Below are 21,241 nucleotides of genomic sequence, written 5' to 3'. Positions count from 1 at the left end.
TTTCAGCCCCGTTGAGCACGCAACTCATAAAACTCCCCGCAAGGTTAGCGGGCACCTTCCAGACTAGCGAACATCCACGACCAAACGCAGAATCTGAGGGAGGTCTGTGTGAATCCCGAACAATATTTCCCCTGAGCCGCCACTAGTCTTGGGCGTAGAGGATCCACTAAGCGGCGCGGTGACGCCTGAAAGGTTGTTGACAATGGTTCTTGAGGTAGGCGCAATCGCCCCCGATTTCACACTCTCCGATCAGCACGGCGAAGAACTCACGCTCAGTGAGCTCGTCACGGAGGGCCCGGTTGCGCTCGTATTCTTCCCGCTCGCGTTTTCGGGCATCTGCACTGGTGAACTGTGCGAGCTTCGCGACAACCTGCAGATCTTCGAAGACAGCAAGGTGCGCCTCGTCGGTGTTTCAGTCGATTCCGTCTTCGCGCTGAAGGCATGGGCGCAGGCCGAGGGGTACGAGTTCTCGATCCTTTCCGACTTCTGGCCGCATGGAGCAGTGTCGAAGGAGTACGGCGTGTTCATTGAGGAGCGCGGCATCGCGACCCGCGCCACCCTCGTGATCGGGGAGGGGCGCAAGGTGCTCGCATCGTTTGAGACCGCCCCCGGCGAGGCTCGCGACTTTGGTGCGTACCGTGAGGCGATTGCCGCTATCGCGTAGCAGCCAGATCGGTGGCACAACTAGACCGTTTAACTAGACGGTTTACCGAGACGGCGGCCCTCATCGAGATTTCTCGGTGAGGGCCGCCGTCTGCGTGCAGTGGGGGATACCTAGCGTGCTCCCGGACTTCCAGTGTTGCGGGGCTTCACCTGATGCGTTGCCGCTCCACGGCGGGGCGCAAATGCCCCGCGGGTGCGAGAGATGCGGTAGTCGATGCGGTCGTCGACATAGTTCTCGACCGCGAGATGGTCGCCGATGTTCTCTGCGAACTGTGCGGTCATGTGCTCGGTGAGACGTTCAATTCTTGCAGTGCGCTCGGCCCGCTCGAGGACCCTGTCATCAATACGTAGCGCCTTCACCGTTGCGATGGCCATCAGAAGCAGAATCACGCTAAAGGGGAGCGCTGTTGCGAGCGCGGCAGCCTGCAACGATTTCAGGCCGCCGGCAAGCAGTAGCGCGATCGCAACGAGCCCCTCAATCACCGACCAGAGCACACGCGACCATGTGGGAGGGTTCGGGTGTCCGCCTGAGGCGAGCATATCGACCACGAGCGAACCCGAGTCAGACGACGTGATGAAGAAGATCGCGACGAGCAGGATCCCGACGACCGAGAAGATTGTGCCGAACGGCAGATCGCCGAGGATCTTGAACAGCACGCTGTCAACGTCGAGTGTTCCGTCTTGTACAAGGTCGCCGGCCCCGAAGAATTGGCGGAACAGGCCGCTGCCTCCGAGTACAGAGAACCAGAGAATTCCAACGAATGTCGGAACAAGCATGACGCCTGCAACAAACTCGCGCACAGTGCGTCCACGGGAGATGCGGGCGATGAAGATGCCGACGAAGGGGGACCAGGAGATCCACCATCCCCAGTAGAAGATGGTCCAGTTTGCGAACCAACTCGTGCCCTCGCCGCGCTGGAACGCGCCGACGTCGAAGGTCATCTGCATGAAGTTCGCCAGGTAGAAGCCGAGGGACTCAGTGAGGTTCTGGAAGAGGAACAGCGTCGGGCCGAGAAGTAGCAGCGAGATGAGGAGCGCGCCTGCGAGCGACAGGTTGATGTTCGACAGCCACTTCATGCCAGCGCCGATCCCACTGATCACCGAGAACATTGCGACCAGCGTGACCGCGATGATGAGCACGACGAGGGTCGTGTTGTCGACAGTGTCAACAATGCCGATCTCAAGCATGCCCGCAGAGATCTGTTGCACGCCAAGCCCAAGTGACGTCGCCACGCCGAAGACTGTGCCAAGGATGGCAAGCACATCGATGACGTCGCCCGTCCAACCCTTTACGCGTTCGCCGAACAATGGCTCGAGGGCCCACCTGATAGATACCGGGCGGCCTCGACGATGAATCGCGTAGGCGATCGATAGGCCGATGATTGCGTAAATAGCCCAGGGGTGGATTCCCCAGTGCACGAACGTCTGCGCCATCGCGAGGCCAGCGATCTCGGCCTGGTTGCCCTCCCAGCCTGGCTTCGGGTCGACGGTCGCATACGTCAGGGGCTCCCCGACACCGTAGAAGACGAGGCCGATGCCCATGCCCGCTGCGAACAGCATCGAGAACCACGACAACAGGCCGAATTCTGGTTCGTCGTCATCGCGGCCGAGCCTGATACGGCCAAGCCGTGAGAATCCGAGGGTCGTGGCGATAGCGATGAACGCCGCGACAATCAGCATGTAGTACCAGCCGAGGTTCTCCACGATCCAACCTTGTACTGTGCTGAACGTCGCCTCAGCGGAGTCTGGCCAGAAGGCGGCGTAGGCGACAAGCACAAGGATGATAGCGAGCGCCGGCCAGAACACGCGAGGGGAGATCATGCCCTTGCCAATACGGACACCGTGCGTGCGAAGCTTCGCCGTGATGCGCTCGTCACTGTCGTCATCGTTGATCTGCACAGCCTCGTGCAGGTGCACGGTATCGGGCAGGTCGAGGTCTCCGGGCTCGAGCAGGAGCGCGCCTGTGCTTGTTGGAGGCTCTGTGTTTGTTGGAGGGTCCGTGTTTGTTGGAGGCTCTGTGTTTGTTGGAGGGTCCGTGTGTGCTGGCGGCTCGGTGTTTGTTGGCGGCTCGGTTGCCGCGGGCGTAGCCGTCGGCGCGGGACCCGCATGAGTCGCAGGGTCTGCCAGTTCCTCGTGTGCGCGCCCCGTCTCCGCCTGAGCGGCGTAGGGCTGCGAGTCGGGCGTCTTGTCGGGGGTAGTGCGCTCGGGTGAGCTCACGAAATCATCTCCGTCTGGTGCATGTCGAAGCAGAAACCGGGGGCGCCGGCAAGACGATTCCCCACTGCGCGACTGGTGTGAGCGTGCTGATCATTGGTGCTTGCGATGCAGGGAACCATCTTTGCACAGTCTGGTGACTGGCTAAAGTGGGCAGTCGCATTAGGCGAGCACATTCGGGCGGGGCTGTGGACAGGTGGACACACTCACGCGCGCGAGCCCACGGTATGGGATCTGCAGAAGAAATCCCTGAAGAGCGAGAAACCGGCATTGATAAGGGCAGATCCCAGAAGAATGAAACGAGCTGTGTGGCTCACAGGCGTAATGCGAGCGCGCCAGAAGTGCAGCCACTGTCGCAGAAACGCAATACCCCTCACTCAGAAATCCGAGTGAGGGGTATGTCGGTGGGCCCGGCCGGGATCGAACCGACGACATCCACGGTGTAAACGTGGCGCTCTACCAGCTGAGCTACAGGCCCTCCGTTCACCGAAGCGAACCTGATCAGTCTAGTGTGGAACCGCGCGAGATCCGAAATCGAGGGACCCGCGTGTCGCGCAGATTGAACGGATATCCCTTGACACCGCACGCCCGAACCGAATTTGAATCGCACAGCCACCCTCAGGGTGGGGGGAGTGGCACCCTCCGACAGGGGAGGCTCTTGCCTCGCGTCGGCAGCGGCTCCGCTGCAATCGAGTCCCGCGCCACCCGGCTGGCGGTTGCTGCGTTCGTCGTTGCCGGGATCTTGACGGCGCTCGTGATGTTCGGCCGGCGACTGCCCCTCGCGGGCGACGCATCCCTCGGCAACATCGCGGCGTGGTGCGCCGGGGGTGGAGCGGGCCTTGCCTATCTGCTCGGACACATAGTCGAGACTCGACGCGGGCGTGACCTCTGGCGGCGCCAACTGCCGCTCGCGAAACGGGCCTTCGACGTGTTCGCGCTCACGCTCGCGACAGGCATGCTCGCGTACCTCGCGGTCATGGCGATCGCGAGCTTGTTCCAACTTGGCTTCCAGGGCCTGACTGTCGACCCACTTGGCGGTGGTGTGCTGTCGGGCGCGGCAACCGCTGCGATGACGTACATTGGGGCGCTCATTGGCTCGCGGGTCAGCTCGGGCTCCATCGCGGTGCTCGCAACTCTACAACTGTTCACTGGCACGATGGCGAGCATGGTGAGTTCGCCAGACGCTTCCTGGTGGCAGCTCCACTTCTCGCAGCTCGGCAACGAGTCGGGCTCGAGCGGCTATAGGTTCAACGTCTCGCTCATCATCACGGGCTTCGTGCTCGTCGCGCTGTCAAACTACATTGGCCACGACATTCGGCGTGGCCTCATCGCCCGCAACTCCGACGACCCGAAGCTCGTGCGCTTGCTCTCGTGGCTCTTTGCCGCAATTGGGTTGTGCATGGCTGTTGCAGGTGCGGTCCCCGATGCAGAGAACATCGTCGTTCACGTTGGGTCAGCGAGTGGCATGCTCGTCGTGTTCGCAGTGTTCGTCTTCGTGTCGCTCAGGCGTATCGTCGACGTTCCGAGGGAGCTCGTCGTGTTCTCGCTGATCGTCGTTGTCGGCATCGTCGTCGCGGTGCTGTTGTGGGTGCCGTTTGGTTACTACAACCTCACCGGCACCGAATTCATGGCGGCGAGCCTCCTGTTCGCCTGGCTCACGGTGTTCGTTCGCACCGCCGCGGCCTATGCCGAGCCGAGGGGAATAGCCCCGCATCCTCACGGGTTGGACCGGGGGAAGGTCGGAGAACCGGCCACGTCCCCACAATCTGAGAGAACTGCGGAGGAACATCGGTGAACGAGTTTGAGGCTGGCGACGCGCTGAAGCGGGCATTCCGCGATCACCCGGCGGGGGTTGGCCTGATCACCGCGCAGACGCCCGTGGGCCCGGTTGGCCTAACGGTCTCGAGCGTCGCTTCCGTGGCCGTCGACCCACCGGCGCTCTCGTTCTCAGTCACACGAGCTACGGGTAGCGCAGGGGGAGTGCTACACGCCGACTCATTCGTTGTGCACCTGCTCGACGCGCGCCACGCTGGGATCGCGCAGACGTTTGCAGTCTCTGGAACTGAGCGGTTCACTTCCGAGCAGGGGTGGGAGACGCTCCCTACTGGCGAACCGTTGCTGCCCGGCGTGCGCGCCGCGCTGCGTTGCCGTTCGCTGCATCAACTCGAGGTCGGTTCGTCAGTGATTGTCGTCGCAGGGGTGCTCGACGCCCACTTCGGGGAGGCGGCCGAGCCGATGAGCTACATTGACCGGACGTTCAGGCGCCTCGGCGAAGTCCTCTAGCGAGCTGTTAGGTTGACTGGGCGGCCCAGGCTGCGATCTGCGGGGCCTCCGCCCCAATTGTCGTCGCCGATCCGTGGCCAGGAAGCACCGTCGTGACGGCAGGCAATGTGAGTAGCCTGTTGCTGATCGACTCGATGAGCCTCGGGAAGCTCGAGTATTCCCAGCGGGTGGCACCCGGGCCACCCTCGAAGAGGGTGTCGCCAGACAGGAGCGTGCCAAGCGAACCCGCATAGAAGCTCACCGAGCCTGGCGTATGACCTGGCGTATGCAACGTGACGAGCTCGGCGCCGCCAACTGAGAACGACGCGCCATCCGCAAGTTCGAAGTCGGGAAGCCTGTCGGCCCCGTGAGTGTCCTCCCACAAAAAGAGGTCGTCAGGGTGGAGGTAGGTGTGGGTGTCCAGCGCATCCGCGAGGGCGATCGCTGCGTTGACGTGATCCTCGTGCCCGTGGGTGAGCAGGATGCCGAGCGGGTCTCGGTCGCCGACAGCGGTCACTACGGCGTCAGCGTCGTGAGCGGCATCGATGATGAGGGCGCTGTCGTCGTCACCAACAATCCACACATTGTTGTCTAACGCAATGCCCTCCGGCGGGTACCCGGGGCGCCCGGCCCCGAGCACCCCGAAGGTGACGACGCGCTCAATGCGAAGATCGCCGGCCATGGACTATTACTCCGCGCGGGTAACGACGGTCGTGCACGGCAGCGCGTTGAGCACGCCGTGACTGACCGACCCGAGAAGCAGGCGGGAGATGCCGCCGCGACCGCGGCTACCGACAACGACCATCTCGGCAGTCTCGGCGACCTGCAGCAGAGCGGTGACTGGGGGAGCCTGCACGATCTCGCGGCGAACCTCGAGATCTGGGTAGCGCTCAGCAAGGCCCGCAGTGCCGATCGCGATTGACTCTTCGGCCGCTGCCTGCTGAGCGGTAACGAGCTCCTCGCTCCAGAGGTATTCGAGACCGGGGGTGAGCGGCGGCATCCACGCGTAGACCGCGACGAGGGGCACGCCACGGAACGAGGCCTCTTCGGCGGCGAACGCGATTGCACGCTTTGACGCTTCTGATCCATCAACTCCGACGACGACGCCGCTGCCGGCGCCTTCCTGCTCTGCCGGGATGACGGCGACAGGGCAGTGCGCAACCGCCGCGATCTTCACCGCGCGAGTGCCGAAGACGGAGCCAGCAAACTTGCCGCCTGTGTGCGCGCCAAGGACGAGCAGGTCTGCGTGCTTCGACGCAGCCTCGACCTCTGCGATCGGGTGGCCGACAACGGCGCTTCCCGCGATCTCCCCGGTGAACCCAAGCTCGGTTCGCGCGCGTTCGATCTCGTGCGCGAGCATCTGCTCCGAGGCCGACTGTGCCTCCGAGAGGAAGGCGACACTTTCGGACAGGAAGGAGTCGTCTGCGACGTGGATGAGCTCGACGGTCGCGCCGCGCTCCGTGGCGCGTGCGAGCCCCCACTTCAGGGCGGCGCGGCTGTGATCTGATCCGTCAACTCCGATGAGGTACTTCTCGGACATAACGAGTTCCTTCCTGTACGGGTGTCTGTGTCTTCAGCTTACTTGGCGAGAGCGGGAAGCTGCAGTGGATGTCCGCCCGCGAGCTGCTCGATAATGCGAACAACCTGGCAGCTGTAGCCGTACTCGTTGTCGTACCAGACGTAGAGCACTGCGCTTGAGCCCGTGACGAGGGTCGCGAGGCCGTCGACGATCCCTGCTCGGTTCGACCCGACGAAGTCGGTGGAGACGATCTCGGGTGACTCAACGTAGTCAATCTGCGTGCGAAGTGCGCCCGTGAGTGAGACCTGCTCGAGAAGTGCGTTGAGCTCTTCGGTGGTTGTCTCGCGCTCGAGCTGCAGGTTGAGCACAGCCATCGACACGTTTGGTGTGGGAACGCGGATGGCGTTTCCAGTGAGCTTGCCCTCGAACTCCGGCAGCGCCTTCGCGACAGCCTTCGCGGCGCCGGTCTCGGTGAGCACCATGTTCAGTGCAGCGGAACGCCCACGCCGATCGCCCGAGTGGAAGTTGTCGATGAGGTTCTGATCGTTCGTGTACGAGTGCACGGTCTCGACGTGGCCCTGCTTCACTCCGAACGCGTCGTTCACGACCTTCAGCACTGGCGTGATCGCGTTCGTCGTGCACGATGCCGCGCTGAGGATCGTGTCAGCGTCGCTGATCTTGTCGTTGTTCACGCCGTAGACGACGTTCAGCAGGTCGCCCTTGCCCGGAGCGGTGAGGATGACGCGGGAAATGCCCGAGTTCTCGAGGTGCTTGCCGAGGCCCTCGGCGTCGCGCCAGCGCCCGGTATTGTCGACAAGGATCGCGTCTTCAATACCGTACGAGGGGTAATCGACGTCTGCCGGGTCGCTCGAGTAGATCACCTGGATGCGAACGCCGTTCGCGAGGATGACGTTCTCGTCTTCAAGGACCTTGATGGTGCCGTTGAAGGGGCCGTGCACCGAGTCGCGGCGGAGAAGGTTGGCGCGCTTCTGCAGGTCGTTCTCGCCGTTCTTCCGGACGACGATTGCGCGCAGGTTCAAGCCGTTCTGGCTTCCCGCGTGCTCGATCATGATGCGGGCGAGGAGACGACCGATACGTCCGAAACCGTAGAGCACAACGTCGCGTCCGCTTGCGGGCTTGGCGGCGAGGGCGGGCGCGAGCTCGTCGCGGAGGTACGCCTCGAGGTCGGTTGTCGCAGCGGCGCGGAAGCCGTTCGCGAGGAGTGCGAGGTCAATCGAGACGGGGCCGGGTTGGATTGCCGTGAGTGCCGCGACGATCGCGGAGGTCTCTGCAATGTCGAGCTCAACCTCATCGATCTTGCGTGCATAGCTGTGGGCGCGAATGATGTCGATGGCTGAGCGGCCGATCAGGCTGCGTCCGTGGACTGACATGACGATGTCGTGATCGCGGTAGAGCTGACCGATGAGCGGAATCATTCGCTCCGCCAGTGCCTGCTTTGTGTTCCAGGCCTCGAGGTGGTCAGTTGTGGGCTGATTCATGTGAACCGACGGATCCTTCCGATGTGCTCGGGTGCCGATGTTTTCCGCCCCGATTCGCTGAATGTTCGACCTCAGTATCCCACGCGGATGACGCAATGTGACGCTCCGATTGGGGGATTCGTGGCGTTACGGCGAGGATTGTCTAGTACCGGTCGGGGCATAGTGATTCTTGCCACTGCGCAAGATTCTCGCCACGGCGTCGACCTACGCTCAGTTCACCAAACGAAAAGGAACATCATGTCTGTGAAGAAGCGCAGTCTCATCGCCGCATCGGTCGCGGCCCTCGCTATCGCCGCAACCGCACTCACGGGCTGCGCGAGCGACTCGGCTCCCAAGGATGACGGCGCTGAGACGACGGGCCCTGTGCGCATCGGCGTCGTCCCCGGCGGCCAGCCCTACTGGGAGACCTTCGTCGACGAGGCTGAGAAGGAAGGCATTGAGGTCGAGATCGTAGACTTCAGCGAGTACCCGCAGCCGAACCCGGCCGTCTCGGCCGGGGATCTCGACCTCAACCAGTTCCAGCACATCATCTACCTCGCGACCCATAACGTCGACGCCGACGACGACCTCGTCGCGCTCGGCTCGACAGTCGTGTACCCGCTCAACCTGTTCTCGAGCAAGTACACCGACGTGAAGGACATCCCAGAGGGTGGCACAATCGCGATCCCGAACGACGAGTCGAACCGCGCCCGCGCCCTGCTCGTGCTCCAGAAGCTCGGCCTGCTCGAGCTCAAGGATGGCGGCAGCGCGACCTCGACTCCCGACGACATCGTTGCCGACAAGTCGCGCGTGAAGGTCACCGAGCTCGCGGCTGACATTATCCCGGCCTCGCTGCCCGACGTTGACGGCGGCATCGTCAACAACGACTTCGTTGAGCTCGGCGGGCTCGACTTCAAGGACTCGCTCGGCTCGGATAGCGCCGACGACGCCGCGGTGGAGCCGTACACCAACATCTTCGCGGCACGCGCCGAGGACAAGGACAACGAGACCTACCTGAAGCTCGTCGACATCTACCAGAACAACGAGACCTTCCAGGCCGCGCTGAAGGACTACGTCGGTGAGGGCGCGGTCTCCGTGAAGCTCTCGCAGGACGACCTCGCTAAGCTCCTTGCCGACGCCGAGGACAACTACCGCGCGACCAAGGGCTAAGCTCGTTCTTCATGACGAAAGTTGAACTGCAGGGGGTCGGCAAGCGGTATCCAGCCCGCGGCCGGTCTGGCACCGAGGTTGTCGCCGTTGACGATGTCTCGATCGACATCGCATCTGGCGAGATCCACGCCGTGATTGGCTACTCGGGTGCAGGCAAGTCGACCCTGCTTCGACTCGTCAACGGCCTGGAGCGGGCGACGAGCGGCGCGATCCTCGTGGATGGCGTCGACATCACCGCCCTCTCCGAGGCCAAGCTGCGAAGCGTCCGGTCACGCATCGGCATGATCTTCCAGCAGTTCAACCTGTTCCACTCGCGTACAATCGCGAAAAACGTGGAGTACCCGCTCGTTGTGGCGGGTACTCCACGCACGGAGCGCGGGGCCCGAGTGGCCGAGCTCCTCAGCTTTGTCGGGCTTTCGGACTACGCCGACTCACACATCGAGCAGCTGTCCGGCGGACAGAAACAGCGCGTCGGCATCGCCCGCGCGCTCGCGACGAACCCCGGCCTCATTCTTGCGGACGAGGCCACGAGTGCGCTCGATCCCGAGACCTCCCGTGAGGTGCTTGCGCTGCTCACAAAGATCAACCGCGAGCTTGGCGTCACGATCCTGCTCATCACGCACGAGATGGACGTTGTGCGGGAGATCGCACACCGGGTCACCGTCATGGAGGGCGGTCAGGCGGTCGAGCAGGGCGAGGTGTTCGAAGTGTTCTCGAACCCGAAGACCGACACGACGCGGCGCTTCGTCTCGACTGCGCTGCCCACCGAGCCGGACCCCGCACATCTCCGCGCGCTGCGCGAGAAGCACCGCGGCAAGCTCATCGCCCTCACCTTCCGTGACGGTGGCGCAGATCAGCCGATCGTGTTCCAGACTCTCGCTGACCGCGGCGTTGGCGTGAACATCGTCCACGGCGGCATCACTGACGTCGGCGGCCGCACATTCGGAAAGCTCACGCTTGAGCTCATCGGCGAGGGCGTGCAGGTTGAACACGCTATCGCAGCACTCGCACAGCAGACCGAGCTGGAGGTGCTCGCGTAATGGATCGCCTGATTGAACTGCTCCCAAAGATCGGTGATGCGACAGTCGAGACGCTCATCTACGTCGCCTTCGCGATCACGATCGGGGGCCTGATCGGCCTCATCGTCGGCGTCCTCCTTACGACGACGCGGCGCGGCGGCATCCTGCAGAGCGCACCAACATTCTGGGTGCTGAACCTGCTCGTGAACTTCTTCCGCCCGATCCCGTTCGTGCTGATCCTGATGCTCTTGCAACCGCTGGCGCGCATGGTCACGGGAAAGGGCATCGGCGGCCCCGCATTGATCTTCTCGCTCGTCGTTGCCGCAGCGTTTGGGATCTCCCGCCTCGTCGAACAGAACCTCCTCACCGTGCCGCCCGGCCAGATTGAGGCCGCCCGCGCGATGGGCGCCGGTCCGCTGCGGATCATCTTCACAGTGCTCATTCCAGAGGGCCTCGGCCCGCTTGTGCTCGGATACACGTTCGCTTTCGTGGCGATCGTCGACATGTCCGCGATGGCTGGCATCATCGGCGCAGGCGGTATCGGCAACTTCGCGCTGCAGTATGGCTATCGCCAGTCGAACCCGTGGGTCACGTGGGCGTCGGTGCTCATCATCGTCGTGATCGTGCAGATCGCACAGCTCATCGGCAACGTGACGGCGCGGAGGCTCCTCAGGCGCTAGCCTCGAGGCATGACGAACACCGAACCTGTCACACCCACACCCACCGCTCCCGCGGGGCAGACCCTAGCCGACCTCCGGCGTGTCACAAACGAGATGTGGCCTGCCGATACGGCCGAGTCGTGGGATCGCGTCGGGCTGGTGACGGGCCGGGATGCCGCCCCGCTTCGCAGGGTGCTGCTCGCTGTCGACGCTGTCGCCGCGACAGTCGACGAGGCGCTCGCCTGGGAGGCGGACGCGCTCATCACGCACCACCCGCTGTTGCTGCGCGGCATCCACACGGTCGCCGAGGACACTGCGAAAGGCGCACTCCTTGCCTCCCTGATCCGCGGGGGGTGCGCGCTCATCTCGGCGCACACGAACGCCGATCAGCCTGCCGGTGGGGTCTCCGACGTTATCGCTCGCCGCCTGGGGCTTGTTGGTGCCGTGCCCATCGTTCCCCATCCCGCGGACCCCGAGATCGGCATTGGTCGTGTCGGGAAGCTTTCCGCTCCCGAGACGCTCAGAGCGTTCGCCGAGCGAGTTGCTTCGGCCATGCCTTCGACGGTGTCGGGAGTGCGAGTGGCCGGCGATCCGGATCGCCTCGTGCAAGCGATCGCGCTGCTCGGCGGCGCGGGAGACAGCCTGCTCGACAACCCGGCAGTGCGCGGCGCAGACGTCTACCTCACGTCCGATCTCAGGCATCATCCAGCACAGGAGGCGCTCGAGCTCTCCGCAGTCGCAGGTGGTCCAGCCCTCATCGATGTCGCGCACTGGGCCAGCGAGTCGCTCTGGCTCGAGGGCGCAGCTGCGGTGCTTGCCACGAGGCTTCCAGGCGTCGAGTTTCGCGTGAGCACCCTCCGCACCGACCCGTGGAGTTTCTCCGTCGGGGCACGCCCGGGCGACGCGCCGGGCGCAGAGTAAGCTGGAACCATGAAGGCTACCCCGCGCCAGCAGCTGTTGCTGCTCGACCTCCAGCAGCTCGACCACACCCTCGCAAGGCTTCGCAAACGTCACGAACAGCTTCCTGAGCGTGCCGAGCTTGTCTCCCTCGAAGCGGAGCGCGACGAGGTGCGGAACCGCTACATGGATGCGCAGCGCGAGCTTGACGCCAGGCGACTTGAGCTTTCACGAATCGAAGCGGACGTCGACGTCGTAGATCAGCGCGTGAAGCGAGATAACGACCTCCTCGCAGCAAGCACCTCCGCGAAGGAAGCTCAGGCGCTGCAAGGTGAGCTCGAAACGCTCGGCCGCCGCAAGGGTGAACTTGAGGAGCGCCAGCTTGAGGCGATGGAGGTCGCTGACGCCGCGGAGGCAGTGTTTGCCGAGGCAGAGCACGTGCTTGCGGGCGTCGACAAGCGTCGCGACGAGATCAATGCTCGCATCGCCGCTGCTGAGGCCGAGACTGAACGCGACCGCGCGGCGACCGCGGCGGAGCGGGCAGGCAAGGCCGCCGAGGTGCAGGGCGATCTGCTCGCGCTCTACGAGAAGACCCGCGCCCAGGTCGGCATCGGGGCCGCGCGCCTGCGCGCTGGTGTGTCGGAGGCGAGCGGGATGGCACTCAGCCCTGCAGACCTCTCGACAATCAAGGCCACCGCGGACGACGAGGTCGTGTTCTGCCCAGAGACGGGCGCCATTCTCGTCCGCGTCATCGAGGACTAAGCGCGGCGGAGCTTGCCTGCGGCGAAGTGAGCTTTGGTTTGCGGCGAGACCCCTCGCGCCGACACGCTAGAATGGGAGCCGGAATGGGCCGGTGGACGGTTGCGTCCCGTGTCGCGTGCGGCAACGGGCCGAGGAACGTCCGGGCTCCGCAGGGGAGAACGGTGGATAACGTCCACCCGGGGCAACCCGCGAGAAAGTGCAACAGAGAGTAGACCGCCTGCCGTGGTTCGCCGCGGCCGGTAAGGCTGAAAGGGTGGGGTAAGAGCCCACCGGCGTCCGTGGTAACACGGGCGGCCAGGTAAACCTCGTTCGGAGCAAGGCCAGACAGCAGACGATGACGCGCCCCGCCGAGTCTGCGGGTGGGCTGCTAGAGGGCGTCGGCAACGGCGTCCCGAGATAGATAACCGTCCAAGCCGGCTTTGGCCGGCGGGACAGAACCCGGCGTATAGCCGGCCCATTCCCCTCTCGCACAGGTGGCGCGCGCCGCGGAGGTCTGCGCAGGCCTGTGCGCACTGTGCCTGGAAGGGCGCACTGTGCCCGGGAGAGTTCTGTCCCCGCGAGAGCACCTTCCCCGCAGGAGAGCACCCTCCCGACCGTAGGGGAGGGGGCGTCCTGCAAGAAAGGCGCTGTCCGGCCGCGTGGCGGCGTGCGGCGTGGTGAGGTGGCGGCGTGGCGGCGAACCTGGGCGGCTACCCGGACATAGCTACCCGGACATAGCCACTCGGACACAGCTACTCGGAGACCGTGAGTAGTTCGAAGCCGTCCTCACGGACAACGATTGTGTGCTCGAACTGTGCCGTGATCGACTTGTCCTTCGTCGTGACTGTCCAGTTGTCGGACCACATGTCCCACTCGTGCGTACCGAGGGTGAGCATCGGTTCGATTGTGAAGACCATCCCAGGGACGATGAGATCGTTAAAGCGAGGCGCCGAGTCGTAGTGCGGGATGATGAGTCCCGTGTGAAACGACGAGCCGACCCCGTGGCCAGTGAAGTCGCGAATCACGCCATACCCGAAACGCTTCGCGTACGTCTCGATGACCCTGCCAATGACGTTCACCTCTCGGCCGGGCTTTGCGGCCCGAATTCCGCGCATCATTGCCTCGTGCGTGCGTTCGACGAGGAGATCGACATCCTCAGCGACCTTCCCAACACGAAAGGTGCGGTTGGTGTCGCCGTGGAATCCGTCGAGGTATGCAGTGATATCGACATTGACGATGTCTCCCTCGCGAAGCACGGTGTCGTCAGGGATCCCATGGCACACGACCTCGTTGACCGACGTACATGAGGATGCTGGGTAGCCGCGGTAGCCCAGTGTCGACGGATACGCGCCAGCTGCAACGACAGCGTCGTGCCCGATGCGGTCAAGCTCGGCTGTTGTGACGCCAGGCTCAACCGCCGCCCCAACGGCGTCAAGCGCACGTGAGGCGATGCGTCCGGCAGCGCGGATCTTCGCGACCTCGGCATCGGTGTAGGTGTTGTCGCCCGTATATGCCGGAGGCTCTTGTAGCCCGACGTAGGGAGGCCGCGAGATCTCGCGAGGAACTGTGAGCGGCGTTGGCAAAACGCCGGGAATCAGATTGCCGTGGTCGTCGAAAGGCATGGGTCTAGTCTAGGAGCAAGCTGACGAAGGAGACGCTCATGAGCAAGAAGGACTGGGGGATCGACGACCCCGAGGAAACCTACTGGTTCAACTCGAAGACCGGGGAGGTTGAAGAGGGGCCGCAGTCGCTCGCGATCTACCGCATCGGTCCGTTCAAGACACGTGATGAAGCGCGGCGCGCGCCGCAACTGCTTGCTGAACGTGCTCGGGAATGGAACGAGGAGGACGAGGAAGAATACTAAGCCCTCCTTGGGTGCTAAGCCCCGAACAGGGCAATCCGGCGCACGATGCGGCACGGGGGCGGTAGGCTGAAAGGCGTACCGGACCCGGTGCGAGACCGCGCCCTGAAGGGAGCTGCAGCGTGAGCAAGCAGAGAGATTTCGTGCTTCGTACGATTGAAGAGCGGGGCGTGAGATTCGTGCGCCTCTGGTTCACTGACGTCGCCGGTGCGCTGAAATCGGTGGCACTCGCGCCCGCAGAGGTCGAGGGTGCGTTCAGCGAAGGCATCGGTTTTGACGGTTCAGCCATTGAGGGCCTGACCCGCGCGTACGAGTCGGACCTCCTTGCCGTGCCGGATCCGTCGACATTTCAGATCCTTCCGTGGCGCGGCGAGACTGAGCCGACGGGACGGATGTTCTGCGATATTCGCACGCCAAACGGCGAGCCCGCAGTATCTGATCCGCGCAATGTGCTGAAGCGCACGCTCGCGCAGGCCGCCGACATGGGCTTCTCGTTCTATACCCACCCTGAAATCGAGTTCTACCTGCTCAAGTCGAAAGAAATCGGCCCCGAGGGTCCCATTCCCGTCGATAGGGCCGGGTATTTCGACAACGTGCCAGGGGGAACCGCGCACGACTTCCGCCGTGAGAGCGTGAACATGCTCGAGGAGCTCGGGATCTCAGTCGAGTTCAGCCACCACGAGGCGGGCCCCGGCCAAAACGAGATCGACCTCCGTTACGCAGATGCCCTCGCGACTGCCGACAACATCATGACCTTCAGGTCCGTGGTGAAGGAGGTGGCGATCGCGCAGGGTGTGCACGCAACGTTCATGCCGAAGCCCCTGGCTGGCCAGCCCGGATCAGGAATGCACACGCACGTGTCGCTCTTTGAAGGCGAGGAGAACGCGTTCTACGACCCGAGCGCGAAGTACCAGATGTCAGTGACGGCGCGCCGCTTCGTTGCAGGCATTCTCAGGCACGCACCCGAGCTCACCGCCGTGACGAACCAGTACGTGAACTCGTACAAGCGGCTGTGGGGTGGAGACGAGGCGCCGTCGTTCGTGAGTTGGGGTCATAACAACCGCTCAGCGCTTGTTCGCGTGCCCATGTACAAGCCTGGCAAGGGCGGCGCCGCACGGATCGAGTATCGCGGGATGGACAGTGCAGTGAATCCGTACCTCGGTTTCTCTGTGCTTCTCGCCGCTGGGCTCAAGGGTATTCGCGAGGAGTATGAGCTGCCGCCAGAGGCCGAGAATAACGTCTGGGCCCTGAGCGACGGCGAGCGACGCGCAATGGGCTTCGACCCGCTGCCGCAGAGCCTTGAGCATGCTCTCGCAGTCATGGAGCGCTCCGAGCTCGTTGCCGAGACGCTTGGTGAGCAGGTATTTGCCTACCTCATCAGGGACAGCCGTCGCGAGGTTGACGAGTACCGCAGCCAAGTGACACCGTTCGAGCTCAAGTCGATGCTCGACACGATCTAGTCGCAGTGATGATGGAGCCCGGAGCCTCGCGACCCGGTCGGCGCGGAGAGCTTGGAAGCTACGCGCGCGCCGGGTTTCAGAACCTCACAGCAGCCCGGGAGAGCATTCGCGAGCTCGCCCTCGCGCTCGATGGGGCAGACGAATTAGCGCTTCTGGAGGGGTTGCAGGCGGCTGCGGACCCAGACACGGCGCTCGCCATGCTTCTACGCATTGCGGAAGCCGAGGGAGCGAGGCTCGCACTACTCGACGCATTCGCTTGGCGACGCCTGTGCCTACTTGTTGGTGCGTCGCCAGCGCTCGGAGAGTTCTTCTCCAGACACCCGGAACTCATCGGGGCGACCGTGTGCGGGGATGGCCGTCTTCCGAGCGCTGAAGAGGCGCGGGCCGAGATGCTTGCCGCGGTCGCGCCGGGTGGCGTGCAGCTCGCTGGAGAACCGGGTTGGAATGCGCTCAGAGTCGGGTACCGTGCGCTGCTCTCCAGCGTCGCGCTCTTCGACCTGACGAGCGCCGGGCCACAAGAGGTCGCCCGTGACCCTCGACCCGCGTTTGAGGCCGTCGCTGCCGCGCTGTCGAGTCTCGCAGACGCGGCAATAGAGGCAGCCATCGCAGTTGGCCGGGCGACGCTCGGCGCTGACGGCGCCAGCCCTCGAGTTGCGACAGCAAAGCTTTCCGAGCTCAGGTTCTCGGTGATTGCCATGGGCAAGTGCGGCGCGCAAGAGCTCAACGTTGTCTCGGACGTCGACGTCATGTTCATCGCCGAGGGCGACGAGCGCGCGGCGACCGCGCTCGCTCGTGAGGTGATGCGTGCCATTCAGGATCCTGCTCACGAGCTGCCTCTCTGGCAGGTCGACCCGAACCTTCGCCCGGAGGGCAGGCAGGGGCCACTCGTGCGGTCGCTGTCATCGATGCTGAGCTACTACGACAGGTGGGCGAAAGCATGGGAGTTCCAAGCGCTTATTAAGGCCAGGGCGTGTGCAGGCGACCTTGCCCTTGGCGAGCAATTTGTTGCTGCGACACGGCCGCTCGTCTGGGCGTCTGCGAGTCGCGAGGACTTCGTTGGTTCAGTGCAGCGCATGCGTGAACGAGTAACTGAGCACATCGCGCCTGAAGAGCTGCCGCTGCAAATCAAACTCGGTCCCGGAGGGCTGCGCGATATCGAGTTCAGCGTGCAGCTGCTGCAACTCGTGCATGGCCAGCACGACGAGCACCTGCAACTGCGGGGCACACTGCCCGCGCTTCGAGCACTTGTCGACGATGGCTACGTGGCCCGCCGGGACGGTGAACGCCTGAGCGAGCACTATCGAACGCTGCGGGTGCTCGAGCACAGGCTTCAACTTCGCGACCTTCGACGAACCGCACTCATGCCGAGCGACGATGAGGGACGGCGGGTGCTTGCGCGGGCGTCTGGACTTGCACGAGACGCGAAGGAACTGGGCGCGCTCTGGGATCGAGTACGCCGCGAGGTCCGAGAACTGCACCTGAAGATCTTTTATGCGCCGCTGTTGAGCGCTGTCGCAGCTTTGCCTGACGAGGAGTTTGTGCTCGGCACGGCAGAGGCAAAAGCTCGACTGTCGAGCATTGGCTTCCTCGATCCTGATGGCGCCTCACGGCACCTCGCCGCACTTACAAGCGGCCCGTCGCGCAGCGCAAAGATCTTGCGCAACCTCACCCCAGTGCTGCTGCAATGGCTGGCGCTCGGCACCGATCCTGATTTCGGCTTGCTCGCCTTTCGCAAGGTGAGCGAGGCGAACCGGGATGCGTCGTGGTACCTGCGCCTCCTCAGGGACGGCTCGCTCGCGGCCGAGCGGCTCACGCTGCTGCTCGCAAACTCGAAGTACGCTGCGGGCCTGCTCGAGGGGTACCCCGAGGGCGTCGCCTGGCTCGAACGAGATGCGCTGCTCGAACCCCCGGCGCCTGAGGCGCTGCTGGCCGAGATGCGCTCGCTGGTGTCACGTCGGCCCTCCGCTCAGTCCGCTGCGGAGCGTCTACGCCGCGTGCATCGGCGCGAGATCCTCAGACTCGCGATGGGCCGCGTCGTTGGAGTGCTCGACGAGGAGACCGTCGCGAAGGGCCTTGACGGGGCGCACACCGCTCTGCTCGACGCGCTGCTCTCTGCGATTCGGGGGCATCTCGGAAGCGAGAGCGCTGCACCGGAGATTGCACTCGTCGGCATGGGCAGGTTCGGTGGCGGCGAGCTCGGCTTTGCCTCCGACATCGACCTCATCGCGGTGGCGCGTGGTGGTGCGACGGGTAGTGGGCCTGTGTCGCCCGCGGCCAAGGTCGTGAGCGAGCTTCGCACGCTCGTCTCAGACCCACGGTTTCCAGTCGACCTCGACTTCGATCTGCGGCCGGAGGGCAAGAACGGCCCGCTTGTTCGCAGTATCGACTCATACCGGAGTTACTATGAGCGCTGGTCGGCCACGTGGGAGGCCCAGGCGTTGCTACGGGCCCGCCACGCGGCCGGCGACGCGAGCCTGAGCGCCGAGTTCTTTGCGATGGCTGACCCGATCAGGTATCCGAGCGAGTTCAGGGAGGAACAGCTGCGCGATGTTCGGCGCATGAAAGCACGCGTCGAGGGGGAGCGGCTGCCACAGGGGCAGGATCCAGCGATGCACTTGAAGCTCGGCCCGGGCGGCATCAGCGATGTCGAGTGGCTTGTGCAGCTGCTGCAGCTGCAGCACGGTGCAGCACACCCTGAGCTTCGCACGGTGTCGACTCTCGAGGCGCTAGCTGCAGCGGCGAGGCTTGGACTCATTGACAAGGAGGACGCAGCAACGCTTGAGGACGCCTGGCGCCTCGCGAGCACACTCCGCTCGGCGATGCGTCTCTGGAACGGCAGAGCGGCCGACTCACTGCCGCGCGACTGGCGTGATCTCGCCGGCATCGCGGGCGTTCTCGGAGAGCGACGCGACCGCACGAGCGAGCTTGTTGAGCGCTGGCACACGGCGAGCAGGCGCGCCCGCGCCGTGTTTGAGCGCGAGTTCTTCGGCTATCGCGAAGACGAGCTTTTCCCAGAAGTGCAGGCCTAAGCACCACGTGCCACCAGGTCGGGGCTATGTCTGCTCGGTGAACTCCCGGTGATTGTTCCGTGCCAGGTCTAGCCAGCGGGCAACTTGGCGCGTACTCTGACAACCATGAACTATCTGGCAAGCTTCCTCGAAGCCATTCTCGCAAGCGAGGATGCCGATATCGAGGACGATATCAACTCCTAGCACCAACACGAAACGAAACCGCCCAGATGCCTACTCGGCACGCTGAGCGGTTTCGCGTGTATGGCGGAGCGAGTCCTACACGCCGTAGTAGAGCTCGAACTCGTACGGGTGGGGACGAACCGCCATTGGGAGCAGTTCGGTCTCGTTCTTCAGGTTGATCCAAGTCTGGATCAGCTCCTCAGTGAAGACGCCGCCCTCAAGCAGGTAGGCGTGATCCGCTTCGAGAGCGGCGAGTGCCTCGCCGAGCGAGCCGGGCACCTGCGGGATGTTCGCGGCCTCCTCCGGGGGAAGCTCGTAGAGATCCTTGTCGATCGGCTCGCCGGGCTCGATCCGGTTGCGAATGCCGTCGATGCCGGCCATGAGCTGAGCTGCGAATGCGAGATACGGGTTGCCCGAAGCGTCAGGGGCGCGGAATTCGATGCGCTTCGCCTTCGGGTTGGAGCCAGTGAGCGGGATGCGAATTGCGGCCGAACGGTTACCTGCTGAGTAGGCAAGGTTCACGGGAGCCTCGTAGCCCTTCACGAGGCGACGGTAGCTGTTGATCGTCGGGTTCGTGAAGGCGAGCAGCGACGGCGCGTGCTTGAGGATGCCGCCGATGTACCAGCGAGCGGTGTCCGAGAGTCCGGCATAACCGTTCTCGTCGTAGAACAGCGGTTCGCCGTTTGCCCAGAGGGACATGTGTGTATGCATTCCCGAGCCGTTATCGCCAAACACGGGTTTCGGCATGAATGTGGCCGTCTTACCCCAGAGCTCTGCGGTGTTCTTGACGATGTACTTGAACTTCAGCACGTCGTCGGCAGCAGAGACCATCGTGTCAAACCGATAGTTGATCTCTGCCTGACCGGGAGCGCCGACCTCGTGGTGGGAACGCTCGAGCTGCAGGCCAGCTTCGATAAGGCGAAGCGAGATGTCATCACGCAGATCAGCCTGCTTGTCCACGGGGGAGACTGGGAAATAGCCTCCCTTGAGCGCGGTCGTGTTCCCGAGGTTTCCGCCCTCGTAATCTGTGGCGGAGTTCCAGTGGGCCTCCTCCGAGTCGATCTCGAAGAACGTACGGCGCGGAGTGGTTTCGTAGCGAACCGAGTCGAGAATGTAGAACTCTGCCTCGGGGGCGAAGAACGCGGTGTCGGCGATTCCGGTCGAAGCGAGGAACTGCTCGGCTTTCTTCGCGACCTGGCGTGGGTCCTTCGAGTAGATTTCGCCTGTGCGCGGGTTGTAAATGTCGAACACCATGATGAGGGTGCGCTCGGCGCGGAACTGATCGATGTACGCAGTTGTGACGTCGGGGATGAGCTGCATGTCCGACTCAGCGATCGTAGCGAAGCCGCGGATCGAGGAGGCGTCGAACATCTGCCCGACCTCGAAGAAGTCGAGATCTACCGTGCTCGCCGGAATGTTGAAGTGCTGCTGCACGCCGGGGAGATCGGTGAACCGGATGTCAAGGAACTTGACGTCGGTTTCGCGGATATAGTCGATGACTTCCTGGGGAGTCTTGAACATCGGGATCCTCACTTTTCGGTGCGGCGGTCTGCCGCTTCGTAGGTCAAGCCTATGCTTCCAGCGTTTCGGGAGCGTGGAAGCAGTGTTTCAGGCGTGTTACGTATTGCGGCGCGACGAACTACGGTGTCGACGGTGACAACGTGTTTTCGCATGATGAGTTGACTGCGCCCTAGACGCGAATCAGTACCGTCCCTGCGATCTTGTCGTGAAAGCCGCGCTGGTCGCTGTCCCAGACGAGTGCTGGGATCACGAGTGTGACGAGCACCGCGCGAACGATGGGGCGCCAGACGCCAACCCAGCCGCCAGCGATCGGAACAACCTGCAGGCCGACCAGTCGATGTCCGAGCGAACCACCGATTGTCGGAACGAAGACGATCTGCATGAGCATAAAAATGAGAGAGTGCCACCACATCGCCTGCGGTCCTCCGATGAGGAGGTAGGCGGGGAGGGAAGCGAGGGCCCAGTCGATGCAGATCGCGAGCAGGCGTCGCCCCACACGGCCGACCGAGCGAGGCCCGTCCTCGGGAAGACCGAGACGCTCCCCCGGATACTCGCTGGGGGCGAGGTCACCAAACTTCTGGGACAT

At 63.8% G+C, this 21,241-nt stretch carries 18 protein-coding genes, 1 tRNA gene and 1 other RNA gene; 12 read left to right on the top strand and 8 right to left on the bottom strand.

The window, feature by feature from the left end; genetic code table 11:
• Positions 1-202: 202 nt before the first annotated feature.
• A complete protein-coding gene (locus KI794_RS08270) occupies positions 203-664 on the top strand; it encodes a peroxiredoxin (RefSeq protein ID WP_119283862.1) in 462 nt (153 codons plus the stop codon).
• Positions 665-774: 110 nt separating this feature from the next.
• Here KI794_RS08270 and KI794_RS08265 read toward each other — a convergent pair whose 3' ends face one another.
• Both KI794_RS08265 and KI794_RS08260 read right to left on the bottom strand, forming a co-directional pair.
• Positions 775-2,616 (bottom strand): BCCT family transporter, encoded by a 1,842-nt coding sequence (locus KI794_RS08265; protein WP_255809751.1) that lies wholly within the window; start codon positions 2,614-2,616, stop codon positions 775-777.
• A 666-nt stretch (positions 2,617-3,282) separates the two neighbouring features.
• Positions 3,283-3,355: transfer RNA gene (locus tag KI794_RS08260), tRNA-Val, on the bottom strand.
• A 180-nt stretch (positions 3,356-3,535) separates the two neighbouring features.
• Here KI794_RS08260 and KI794_RS08255 point away from each other — a divergent pair.
• Together KI794_RS08255 and KI794_RS08250 are read left to right on the top strand one after the other, a co-directional pair.
• Positions 3,536-4,672 carry a DUF998 domain-containing protein gene (locus tag KI794_RS08255; protein ID WP_255807721.1) on the top strand — a complete coding sequence of 379 codons (1,137 nt, stop codon included), beginning with the start codon at positions 3,536-3,538 and terminating at the stop codon, positions 4,670-4,672.
• Positions 4,669-5,160 (top strand): flavin reductase family protein, encoded by a 492-nt coding sequence (locus KI794_RS08250; protein WP_255807720.1) that lies wholly within the window; start codon positions 4,669-4,671, stop codon positions 5,158-5,160. The genes KI794_RS08255 and KI794_RS08250 overlap by 4 nt, the downstream gene beginning before the upstream one ends.
• Before the next feature lie 7 nt (positions 5,161-5,167).
• Here the strand turns inward: KI794_RS08250 and KI794_RS08245 are convergent, their stop codons facing one another.
• From KI794_RS08245 to KI794_RS08235, 3 genes are read right to left on the bottom strand one after another with little or no spacing between them, the layout of a single operon-like run.
• Positions 5,168-5,821, bottom strand: a complete 654-nt coding sequence (locus tag KI794_RS08245; RefSeq protein ID WP_119283860.1) for an MBL fold metallo-hydrolase — start codon at positions 5,819-5,821, stop codon at positions 5,168-5,170.
• Positions 5,822-5,827: 6 nt separating this feature from the next.
• Positions 5,828-6,679, bottom strand: a complete 852-nt coding sequence (locus KI794_RS08240) for a universal stress protein (protein WP_119283859.1) — start codon at positions 6,677-6,679, stop codon at positions 5,828-5,830.
• Positions 6,680-6,717: 38 nt separating this feature from the next.
• Positions 6,718-8,157 carry a glyceraldehyde-3-phosphate dehydrogenase gene (locus KI794_RS08235; RefSeq protein ID WP_255807719.1) on the bottom strand — a complete coding sequence of 480 codons (1,440 nt, stop codon included), beginning with the start codon at positions 8,155-8,157 and terminating at the stop codon, positions 6,718-6,720.
• Between the two features lie 237 nt (positions 8,158-8,394).
• On the opposite strand from KI794_RS08235, the gene KI794_RS08230 reads away from it, so the two are divergent.
• The 6 genes from KI794_RS08230 to rnpB all read left to right on the top strand — a co-directional run bounded on the left by KI794_RS08230 (position 8,395) and on the right by rnpB (position 13,105).
• Positions 8,395-9,306: a MetQ/NlpA family ABC transporter substrate-binding protein gene (locus KI794_RS08230; protein ID WP_119283857.1), complete on the top strand. Its 912-nt coding sequence runs from the start codon at positions 8,395-8,397 to the stop codon at positions 9,304-9,306.
• 11 nt (positions 9,307-9,317) lie between these two features.
• Positions 9,318-10,346, top strand: coding sequence for a methionine ABC transporter ATP-binding protein (locus tag KI794_RS08225; protein WP_119283856.1), 1,029 nt, complete (start codon positions 9,318-9,320; stop codon positions 10,344-10,346).
• On the top strand, positions 10,346-11,005 hold the full coding sequence (locus tag KI794_RS08220; protein WP_119283855.1) for a methionine ABC transporter permease: 660 nt from the start codon (positions 10,346-10,348) through the stop codon (positions 11,003-11,005). Before KI794_RS08225 ends, KI794_RS08220 begins: the two co-directional genes overlap by 1 nt.
• A 9-nt stretch (positions 11,006-11,014) precedes the next feature.
• A complete protein-coding gene (locus tag KI794_RS08215) occupies positions 11,015-11,905 on the top strand; it encodes a Nif3-like dinuclear metal center hexameric protein (protein ID WP_255807718.1) in 891 nt (296 codons plus the stop codon).
• 9 nt (positions 11,906-11,914) lie between these two features.
• A complete protein-coding gene (locus tag KI794_RS08210) occupies positions 11,915-12,643 on the top strand; it encodes a zinc ribbon domain-containing protein (protein ID WP_255807717.1) in 729 nt (242 codons plus the stop codon).
• 83 nt (positions 12,644-12,726) lie between these two features.
• Positions 12,727-13,105, top strand: an RNA gene (gene rnpB / locus KI794_RS08205) — RNase P RNA component class A.
• Positions 13,106-13,374: 269 nt separating this feature from the next.
• Here the strand turns inward: rnpB and map are convergent.
• Positions 13,375-14,244 carry a type I methionyl aminopeptidase gene (gene map, locus KI794_RS08200; protein WP_255807716.1) on the bottom strand — a complete coding sequence of 290 codons (870 nt, stop codon included), beginning with the start codon at positions 14,242-14,244 and terminating at the stop codon, positions 13,375-13,377.
• Positions 14,245-14,282: 38 nt separating this feature from the next.
• Between map and KI794_RS08195 the strand changes: the two genes are divergently transcribed.
• The 3 genes from KI794_RS08195 (at position 14,283) to KI794_RS08185 (ending at position 18,972) form a co-directional block, all read left to right on the top strand.
• Positions 14,283-14,486, top strand: a complete 204-nt coding sequence (locus KI794_RS08195; protein WP_255807715.1) for a methionine aminopeptidase — start codon at positions 14,283-14,285, stop codon at positions 14,484-14,486.
• Between the two features lie 119 nt (positions 14,487-14,605).
• Positions 14,606-15,943 carry a type I glutamate--ammonia ligase gene (gene glnA / locus KI794_RS08190; RefSeq protein ID WP_119283851.1) on the top strand — a complete coding sequence of 446 codons (1,338 nt, stop codon included), beginning with the start codon at positions 14,606-14,608 and terminating at the stop codon, positions 15,941-15,943.
• A gap of 8 nt (positions 15,944-15,951) precedes the next feature.
• Positions 15,952-18,972, top strand: a complete 3,021-nt coding sequence (locus KI794_RS08185; protein ID WP_255807714.1) for a bifunctional [glutamine synthetase] adenylyltransferase/[glutamine synthetase]-adenylyl-L-tyrosine phosphorylase — start codon at positions 15,952-15,954, stop codon at positions 18,970-18,972.
• Positions 18,973-19,230: 258 nt separating this feature from the next.
• On the opposite strand, the gene glnA (KI794_RS08180) is transcribed toward KI794_RS08185, so the two are convergent.
• Both glnA (KI794_RS08180) and KI794_RS08175 read right to left on the bottom strand, forming a co-directional pair.
• Entirely contained in the window at positions 19,231-20,655 is a 1,425-nt protein-coding gene (glnA, locus tag KI794_RS08180) for a type I glutamate--ammonia ligase (protein WP_119283850.1), read from the bottom strand.
• A gap of 169 nt (positions 20,656-20,824) precedes the next feature.
• A complete protein-coding gene (locus KI794_RS08175) occupies positions 20,825-21,241 on the bottom strand; it encodes an RDD family protein (protein WP_255807713.1) in 417 nt (138 codons plus the stop codon).

Origin of the sequence: Leucobacter aridicollis (assembly GCF_024399335.1) — a bacterium.
GTDB lineage: Bacteria > Actinomycetota > Actinomycetes > Actinomycetales > Microbacteriaceae > Leucobacter > Leucobacter aridicollis_A.
The sequence above is the reverse complement of the archived record's forward strand: the minus strand, read 5'-3'. Positions and strand labels throughout refer to the sequence as shown.

Coding starts and splice junctions, on each gene's coding strand:
- KI794_RS08270 (WP_119283862.1), top strand. CDS start 203: ATGGTTCTTGAGGTAGGCGCAATCGCCCCCGATTTCACACTCTCCGAT.
- KI794_RS08245 (WP_119283860.1), bottom strand. CDS start 5,821: ATGGCCGGCGATCTTCGCATTGAGCGCGTCGTCACCTTCGGGGTGCTC.
- KI794_RS08240 (WP_119283859.1), bottom strand. CDS start 6,679: ATGTCCGAGAAGTACCTCATCGGAGTTGACGGATCAGATCACAGCCGC.
- KI794_RS08235 (WP_255807719.1), bottom strand. CDS start 8,157: ATGAATCAGCCCACAACTGACCACCTCGAGGCCTGGAACACAAAGCAG.
- KI794_RS08230 (WP_119283857.1), top strand. CDS start 8,395: ATGTCTGTGAAGAAGCGCAGTCTCATCGCCGCATCGGTCGCGGCCCTC.
- KI794_RS08225 (WP_119283856.1), top strand. CDS start 9,318: ATGACGAAAGTTGAACTGCAGGGGGTCGGCAAGCGGTATCCAGCCCGC.
- KI794_RS08220 (WP_119283855.1), top strand. CDS start 10,346: ATGGATCGCCTGATTGAACTGCTCCCAAAGATCGGTGATGCGACAGTC.
- KI794_RS08215 (WP_255807718.1), top strand. CDS start 11,015: ATGACGAACACCGAACCTGTCACACCCACACCCACCGCTCCCGCGGGG.
- KI794_RS08210 (WP_255807717.1), top strand. CDS start 11,915: ATGAAGGCTACCCCGCGCCAGCAGCTGTTGCTGCTCGACCTCCAGCAG.
- map (WP_255807716.1), bottom strand. CDS start 14,244: ATGCCTTTCGACGACCACGGCAATCTGATTCCCGGCGTTTTGCCAACG.
- KI794_RS08195 (WP_255807715.1), top strand. CDS start 14,283: ATGAGCAAGAAGGACTGGGGGATCGACGACCCCGAGGAAACCTACTGG.
- KI794_RS08185 (WP_255807714.1), top strand. CDS start 15,952: ATGATGGAGCCCGGAGCCTCGCGACCCGGTCGGCGCGGAGAGCTTGGA.
- glnA (WP_119283850.1), bottom strand. CDS start 20,655: ATGTTCAAGACTCCCCAGGAAGTCATCGACTATATCCGCGAAACCGAC.
- KI794_RS08175 (WP_255807713.1), bottom strand. CDS start 21,241: ATGTCCCAGAAGTTTGGTGACCTCGCCCCCAGCGAGTATCCGGGGGAG.